Raw genomic sequence first — 7440 nt, 5'->3', positions numbered from 1 at the left:
ACCAAGGACCAGGTCGCCGGCGCCTACACCCGCCATGAGCTGGATGTCACGGACCTGGTGAAGTCCGGCACCAACACGGTGGCCTTCAGGGTCCAGCCCAACGACCCGCGCAAGAACCTCACCATGGGCTGGATCGACTGGCTCCAGCCCCCGCCCGACGAGAACATGGGGCTGGTGCGCGACGTCCTGGTCCGCCGTGGCGGCCCGGTGGCCCTGCGCGGGGCGCATGTGACCACCGAACTGGCCGTGCCGTCGCTGTCCTCCGCCGAACTGACCGTCAAGGCCGAGGCCCGCAACGACTCCGGCGCGCCCGTCACCGCCGCCGTCTCCGGGACCGTCGGCTCGGTGTCCTTCAGCCAGACCGTGGCGCTGGCCGCACACGAGAAGAAGACCGTCACCTTCACCCCCGCGGCCTATCCGCAACTGCGCGTGGACCAGCCACGGGTGTGGTGGCCGGCCGGGATGGGCGGCCAGCCGCTGTACGACCTCGACCTGACCGCCACCGTCTCGGGCACGGCCTCCGACACAGCCCATGAGACCTTCGGCATCCGGGACGTCAAGGCCCCGCTGAACGCCGACGGCGCCCGCCGGTACTCCGTCAACGGCCGCCCGCTGCTGATCAAGGCGGGCGGCTGGTCCCCGGACGTCTTTCTGCGCTGGGACGCCCGCTACGTCGAGGACCGGCTGAAGTACGCCCTCGACCTCGGCCTGAACACCATCCGCCTCGAAGGCCATATCGAGCCGGACGAGTTCTTCGACCTCACCGACCGGTACGGCATCCTCACCCTCCCGGGCTGGGAGTGCTGCGACAAGTGGGAGGGCCAGGTCAACGGCGACGAGACGGGCGACAAGTGGTCCGCCGCCGACTACGTGGTGGCCAAGGACTCCATGGCCGCCGAGGCCGCACGGCTGCGCGACCACCCCAGCGTCATCTCCTTCCTCATCGGCAGCGACTTCGCCCCCGACGCGACCATCGAGAAGAACTACCTCGACGCCCTGAAGGCCGCCGACTGGCCGAACCCGGTCGTGCCCGCCGCCTCCGCCAAGTCCTCACCGGTCCTCGGCAAGTCCGGGATGAAGATGACCGGCCCCTACGACTGGGTGCCCCCGAACTACTGGTACGCCAAGCGCGAGGGCGGCGCGACCGGATTCAACTCCGAGACCAGCGCCGGGCCGGACATCCCGACCCTCGACACGCTCCGGCGGATGATGTCCCCGAGCGAGCTGGAAACGCTGTGGAAGGACCCGAAGGCCAAGCAGTACCACCGCTCGCCGTCGAGCACCTTCGGCGATCTGGAGCTGTTCGGCAACGCGCTCAGCGGCCGCTACGGCCCGCCGACCGGCCTCGAGGACTATGTGCGCAAGGCGCAGCTCGCGCAGTACGAGGCGGTGCGCGCCCAGTACGAGGCGTACGGCCGCAACTTCTCCGACACCTCCAAACCGGCCACCGGTGTCGTCTACTGGATGCTCAACAGCGGCTGGACCTCCCTCCACTGGCAGCTCTTCGACCGCTACCTCGACCAGGGCGGGGCCTACTTCGGCGCCAAGAAGGCGAATGAGCCGCTGCACATCCAGTACTCGTACGACTCGCGGACGGTGGTCGTGGTCAACAACCGGCATGCCGCGGCCACCGGACTCACCGCGCGGGTGAGCCTCTACGACACCAAGGGCGCGCGGAAGTACGACAAGAGCGCCACCGGCCTGACCGCGCCGGCCGACGGCGGCAAGGTCACCGCGCTGACCGTGCCCGCCAGTGTCAGCGGACTGTCGGGTACCTACCTCGCCAAGCTCGTCCTCACCGACGGCGCGGGCAAGGAGGTCAGCCGCAACGTCTACTGGCTGTCCACCGAGCCGGACGTGCTCGACTGGGACAACACCGACTGGTACTACACCCCGACCACCTCCTACGCCGACCTGACCGGACTCAGCGGGATGGACCGGGCGCCGGTGTCCGCCACCGCGGACACCACCACCGCCCCCGACGGCACCGCGACCACGACCGTGACCCTGCGAAACACCTCGAGCGGCCAGACCCCGGCCCTGCAGGTGGACGCCCATCTGGTGACCGGCGCGGGCGCACCCGTCCTGCCCGTGCGGTGGACGGACAATCAGGTCAGCCTGTGGCCGGGGGAGTCCATGACGCTCACCGCCACCTACCGGGCGGCCGACCTGGGCGGCTCCGAGCCGTCCGTCCGGGTCTCGGGCTGGAACACCGAGACCCGGACGGTGGCGGCGAAGCGTGTGAGCTAGAGCGAATTCCCGGCGGGTCCTGCGGGTTTCACAAGATCACAATCTTGTATGCTATGGGCAGCGCAAAGGAGCCCGCAGCCAGCGGCCCGGTGACGCCCGGCGCCGACGGGCTCCCAGCGTGGACCCGCTGGTGTCCGTACGCTCACGAAAGGGGCTCCACATGCTGTCTACGCAGGATCGTCCCCCGGCGCCCAGTCGCTCCACCGGGCGGTGGCGCCGCTACGCCCGGCTTGCGGCGGCGAATTTCGTGCGCGGCGCCTCGTATGCGTGCGGCACCTCGTTCATCGGCCTGATGACCTGGTGGGTGCAGACCCACTAGCGCCACGCCGCTGGGGATCCTGACGCCCGGTCGGGCGCCGGGCGCCGGGATCCCCTGTCTCAGCGCGGGCCCGCCACGGCGTCCGGCTCCAGGAACAGCTCGATGACCGGGACCGACACATCGGGCTTGCGGACCGGGATCTCCAGGGTGAGGCTCCCCGCCGGAACGCCCTTGGGGGCGACATTGCCGTTGTCCCACGCCGGGTCGACGATCGGCCGGCGCACCTCGGAGGCGTCGTTGAGCAGCTGGGCGTAGCGCACCTTGCCCGCCAGGCCCGGCAGGTGGAGGTGGCGGTAGGGCCAGTCGAGGACATGGAGGTAGAGCCGGTCGCCGCGCTGGGTGTAGCGGCAGCCGGTGGGCGCGGTGTACGGGGAGGGGCCTGCGCCGTGGATCGACCGGGAGTGCAGCCGCATCCAGGCCCCGATCGCGTTCAGGGTCTCCAGGGCCTGTGGCTCCAGTTCGCCGCGCCCGTTCGGGCCGACGTTGAGCAGCAGGTTGCCGTCCTTGGAGACGGTGTCGACAAGCAGCCGGATCAGCTGGTCGGGGGATTTCCAGTTGAGGTTGTCCCGGTCGTAGCCCCAGCTGCCGTTGAGGGTCTGGCAGGCCTCCCACACCACCGGCCGGCCGTCCTCGTCGGTCAGTGGCTCGCCGGGCTGGTGCTGCTCGGGCGTGGTGAAGTCGCCGGGCAGCTCCAGACGGTTGTTGATGAGGATGTCCGGCTGGATCCGGCGGATCAGCTCCACCAGCTCCTCCGAGCGCCAGTCGGCCCTGCCCTTGCCGCCGGTGACCGGCTTGCCCTGCTGGATGCGCTTGGAGTACGAGAAGTCGAACCACAGCGTGTCCACCGGACCGTACCGGGTCAGCAGCTCCTCGACCTGCCCGTGCAGATAGCGGGCGTAGGCCGCGATGTCGCGGTCGCCCGGGTCCCCGCCGTCCGGTGCGTCCTCGTCCCACTGCGGATGGAGCCGGTCCAGCGGGAACTGGGGGTGGTGCCAGTCGAGCAGCGAGTGGTAGAAGCCCACCCCGAGACCCCGCTCCCGGAACGCCTCGCAGAAGGGCCCGACCAGGTCCTTGCCGTACGGGGTGCCGGCCACGCTGTAGTCGGTGAGCGCCGAGTCCCACAGGCAGAAGCCGTCGTGGTGCTTGGTGGTGAGCACCGTGTAGCGCATTCCCGCGTGGTGCGCGGCGTCCGCCCAGACACCGGGGTCGTACAGATCCGGATCGAAGTGGTCGTAGTACGCCTGATACTGCTCGTCGCTCAGCCGCTCCCGCTGCTTGACCCACTCGTGGCGGGCGGCGAGGGAGTAGATCCCCCAGTGGACGAAGAGCCCGAAGCGCTGCTCCTGGAACTCGGCGATGCGTCGTTGGTGAGGTGTCGGGCCCTGGGCGGGCGTCGGTTCGGTCATCGTGGTCATCCCTTCACTGCTCCTGCGGCGATCCCCGTCAGGAAGGTCCGCTGGAAGGCGAGATAGACGAACGGGCTGGGCAGCAGGGCGACAAGCGCCCCCGCGAGCAGCGCCCCGATCCCGACCTGCTGTTCGGTGGCCCCGGCGAGTCTGTCCTTGTCGGCCTCCTCGACCAGGCCTTGGGAGACATTGGTGCCGAGCATGCCGGAGTCATTGATGATGATGTCCGTCAGGTCCCGCGCGGCGGTGGCCTGCTGGACCCGCTGGCGAGACGGCGGGGCATGCGCATGGAGACTCCAATCACGCGCCACAGGCCATTGCGTAAGATTTCGCAACTATCGAGAATGGCCGTAACCTAAGAGAAACATCGGATGACGTCAAGGGTGTGCGCCGGAAGTCCTGATGTTGTTCGAGACACCGGAAGCCGAGGGAGAAGGACCGAATGGCAAGGCGGAGCACACTGGCGGAGATTGCGGCCGAGGCCGGGGTCTCCATCCCCACGGTCTCCAAGGTTCTCCATGGAAGGTCGGATGTATCGGTGGAGACACGGGGGAAGGTGCGTCGGCTGCTCCAGAGCTACGGATATCCGGAGCCGGGCCGCGCCGCCCAGAGTGGCGGTCAGGTCGAGTTCGTCATCAACGAACTCGACAATCCTTGGGCCACCGAGCTGATCCGCGGCGCGGAGGAGGCCCTCGAGAGCGAGCGACTGGGTCTGGTCGTCTCCGCCGTCCACAAGAGCCGTGCCCTGGCGGACAGCTGGGCCGAGGCCGTCCAGGCCCGCGGCTCGCTCGGCGCGATCCTGGCCCTGTCCGAGCTGTCGCCCGCCCAGGAGGACGAACTGCGCGACAAGGGCATCCCCTTCGTGATCGTGCAGCCCGCCACCGACACCAGCCCCGCCTCACCGTCCGTCGGCTCCACCAACTGGCCCGGCGCCTACGCCGCGACCCGCCATCTGACCGAGCTCGGCCACCGGCGGATCGCGGCCATCGCTGGACCGGCGGGCCGCCTCACCACCCGGACCCGGCTGCACGGCTACCGCGCCGCGCTGGCGGACGCGGGGCTCCCCGAGGACCCGGAGCTCATCCGGCACGGCACCTACGCCCGCGGCCCCGCGATGGCCGAAATGCACGCACTGCTGGACCTGGCGGACCCGCCCACCGCGGTGTTCGCCGGCAACGACGTACAGGCCCTCGGGGTCTACCGGGCGCTGCGCGACCGGGATCTTTCGGTGCCCGACGAGGTGAGCGTGGTCGGCTTCGACGATCTCCCCTTCACCCAGTGGATCACCCCTGAGCTCACCACGGTCCGCCAGCCGCTCGCCGAGATGGCGGCGCTGGCGGCCCGTATGGTGGTGCGGCTCGCGCGCGGCGAGCAGCCGGAGGTGGTCAACCTCGAACTGCCCACCACCCTGGTCGTCCGGGAGAGCACCGGCCCGGCCCCGGCCGGCTGACCGGTGGGCTACTTGCGGTAGACGTGGATGTTCTTGATGTAGTTGTCGGAGCGCGCGGACATCCCGTCCCGGCCGTAGAGGCCGCACTTGAAGTAGTGCGTGCCCGGCCCGTGGTCCTTGAAGGTGACACGGAACTCCCGGTTGACGAACACGTGCACACTGCGGGTGGTCGTGTCGTGGACGACGTTCAGCCGCAGATACGTGTCATAGATCGGGGAGTAGATCTCCTGGTCGGCCTTGCCGTAGTTGTTCAGGCTGTTGTTCATGGCCAGCGCCATGAACGCGGTCGCCTGGGTCTCGGCGCCGAAGACCTGCATGACGCAGACGTTGTACGCGGAGGACTTGACCCTCATATCGCACTCGAACTGCGCCTGCCCGGAGGTGTAGTCGTTCTTGAACCGTAATTCGCTGCGCGGCCCCGAGTCCTGCCCGGGAAAGGTGCTGGGGTCGGTGTCGTAGAGCCAGAAGTGGTGTTCTCCGGTGGAGCTGTTGTACTCGTGGCGCGTGCGGTCCGGCGGCTGGTGGACCGTGTAGCCGGGGTCGATCTCGGTCCAGCCGGACCCGATGGGCGCGGCCTCGGCGGGGGCCGCCGTAAGGCCCCAGCCCGTGAGGCCGAGCCCGGTCGCGGCGGCGCCGCCGAGCAGAGTTCTTCTGCGCATGGGGTCTCCTTCGGGTTCCTCGCGGTGTTTCGCAGATTTGCGCAACTCATCTGGCGCGAGGAACCTAGGAGAGACATCGGATGTCGTCAAGGGGTTGGGTGGGTGCCTGCGGCGACCTCTCCCCTATGACCCGTAATCTGCCGCAGGTCGGTCGACCCCTCACTGCTGAGGCAAGGTCAGAGATAGGATGTCTCCCCGTCGCGCCCGGGCGGGCGCTCAGCTGGCCTCGGCCGTGGCCTGCTCGCACAGGCGCGAGCAGGTGCGGTTGATCAGGCGGGAGACATGCATCTGGGAGATGCCCAGCTGCTCGGCGATGCGGCTCTGGGTCATATCGCAGAAGAAGCGCATGTAGAGGATCCGCCGCTCCCGCTCGGGCAGCCGGCACAGCCCCGACCGCACGGCCTCCCGGTCCACCACCCGGTCATAGGCGGGCTCCTGCTCCCCGAGGGTGTCCCGCAGCGCGTAGCCGTCGTCGGTGCCGGTCAGCGGGGCGTCCAGGGAGAGCGGGGCGAAGCTGTCCAGGGCAGCCACACCGGTGCGTACGTCCTCCTCGGACAGGCCGGTGCGATCGGCTATCTCCTCGACGTCGGGCGCGCGGTCGTCCAGCGAGTGGGACAGCTCGCGATGGGCGGTCCGCACCCGGTTGCGCAACTCCTGGACCCTGCGGGGGACGTGCAGCGCCCACAGGTGGTCGCGGAAGTGGCGCTTGATCTCGCCGACGACGGTGGGCACCGCGAAGCTCTCGAAGGCCGAGCCGCGCCCCGGGTCGTAGCGGTTCACGGCCTTCACCAGGCCCAGCGCGGCGACCTGCCGCAGGTCCTCCAGCGACTCGCCGCGGTTGCGGTACTGCCCGGCCAGCCGGTCGGCCATCGGTATCCATGCCTCCACCACCTGTTGCCGCAGGGCCTCCTTCTGCGGTCCGTCGGGGAGTTCGGCGATCCTCTCGAACTCGGCAGAGGTGTCGGGGGCGTCGTCGTGCGGGTGGGCCGAAGGGCGGGTCTTGGGCTGCACTGCGGTCGTCATGAGACACACCTCCTGCAAGTGGACTGACGGTCTGGGGGACCGTGGACACCGCGCGCAGGAATCCGGGACCGAACCGGGGCGCACCCCGAGCGGTCACACTGCTCCCGCGGGGCGCGCATCCCGGTCCGAAGTACGAGTATCCGCCTGCCCGGAGTGCCGGACGGTAAACCCCCGATGACGCTCGCCCGGCTCTCCCGCAAGGCGGCGACTACCGTATGCAGCTGATGCCGGGCACCTTCGGGACCCATGACTTCGAGACCCATGACGAGGACACGCGATGAGCCAACCGGTGTTCCTCGGTGTCGACATCGGCACCGAGGAACACCGGTTGGC

Annotated in this window: 7 protein-coding genes; 3 read left to right on the top strand and 4 right to left on the bottom strand. The window is 69.4% G+C overall.

Annotated elements, in window-relative coordinates; all coding sequences use genetic code 11:
* On the top strand, nt 1-2250 hold a 2250-nt coding region (locus CCN51_RS22580; protein WP_086860011.1), incomplete at its 5' end, for a glycoside hydrolase family 2 protein.
* A gap of 160 nt (nt 2251-2410) precedes the next feature.
* Nucleotides 2411-2569: a hypothetical protein gene (locus CCN51_RS55955; protein ID WP_014173534.1), complete on the top strand. Its 159-nt coding sequence runs from the start codon at nt 2411-2413 to the stop codon at nt 2567-2569.
* 59 nt (nt 2570-2628) lie between these two features.
* Here CCN51_RS55955 and CCN51_RS22575 read toward each other — a convergent pair whose 3' ends face one another.
* Both CCN51_RS22575 and CCN51_RS22570 read right to left on the bottom strand, forming a co-directional pair.
* Nucleotides 2629-3984 (bottom strand): alpha-L-fucosidase, encoded by a 1356-nt coding sequence (locus CCN51_RS22575; RefSeq protein ID WP_014173533.1) that lies wholly within the window; start codon nt 3982-3984, stop codon nt 2629-2631.
* Complete coding sequence (locus tag CCN51_RS22570) at nt 3981-4286, bottom strand: hypothetical protein (RefSeq protein WP_014173532.1); 306 nt, start codon at nt 4284-4286, stop codon at nt 3981-3983. The genes CCN51_RS22575 and CCN51_RS22570 overlap by 4 nt, the downstream gene beginning before the upstream one ends.
* Nucleotides 4287-4417: 131 nt before the next feature.
* On the opposite strand from CCN51_RS22570, the gene CCN51_RS22565 reads away from it, so the two are divergent.
* Nucleotides 4418-5425 (top strand): LacI family DNA-binding transcriptional regulator, encoded by a 1008-nt coding sequence (locus tag CCN51_RS22565; protein WP_014173531.1) that lies wholly within the window; start codon nt 4418-4420, stop codon nt 5423-5425.
* An 8-nt stretch (nt 5426-5433) separates the two neighbouring features.
* Here CCN51_RS22565 and CCN51_RS22560 read toward each other — a convergent pair whose 3' ends face one another.
* Nucleotides 5434-6084 (bottom strand): polysaccharide lyase family 7 protein, encoded by a 651-nt coding sequence (locus CCN51_RS22560; RefSeq protein WP_014173530.1) that lies wholly within the window; start codon nt 6082-6084, stop codon nt 5434-5436.
* A 216-nt stretch (nt 6085-6300) separates the two neighbouring features.
* Nucleotides 6301-7107, bottom strand: coding sequence for a SigB/SigF/SigG family RNA polymerase sigma factor (locus tag CCN51_RS22555; RefSeq protein WP_014173529.1), 807 nt, complete (start codon nt 7105-7107; stop codon nt 6301-6303).
* Nucleotides 7108-7440 lie beyond the last annotated feature (333 nt).

Origin of the sequence: Streptomyces milbemycinicus, from assembly GCF_002154605.1 — a bacterium.
Lineage (GTDB): Bacteria > Actinomycetota > Actinomycetes > Streptomycetales > Streptomycetaceae > Streptomyces > Streptomyces milbemycinicus.
This window is presented reverse-complemented; position numbering and strand designations above follow the sequence as displayed.

Excerpts from the sequence above, each read along its gene's own strand:
- CCN51_RS55955 (WP_014173534.1), top strand. The coding sequence starts at position 2,411 with ATGCTGTCTACGCAGGATCGTCCCCCGGCGCCCAGTCGCTCCACCGGG.
- CCN51_RS22575 (WP_014173533.1), bottom strand. The coding sequence starts at position 3,984 with ATGACCACGATGACCGAACCGACGCCCGCCCAGGGCCCGACACCTCAC.
- CCN51_RS22565 (WP_014173531.1), top strand. The coding sequence starts at position 4,418 with ATGGCAAGGCGGAGCACACTGGCGGAGATTGCGGCCGAGGCCGGGGTC.
- CCN51_RS22560 (WP_014173530.1), bottom strand. The coding sequence starts at position 6,084 with ATGCGCAGAAGAACTCTGCTCGGCGGCGCCGCCGCGACCGGGCTCGGC.
- CCN51_RS22555 (WP_014173529.1), bottom strand. The coding sequence starts at position 7,107 with ATGACGACCGCAGTGCAGCCCAAGACCCGCCCTTCGGCCCACCCGCAC.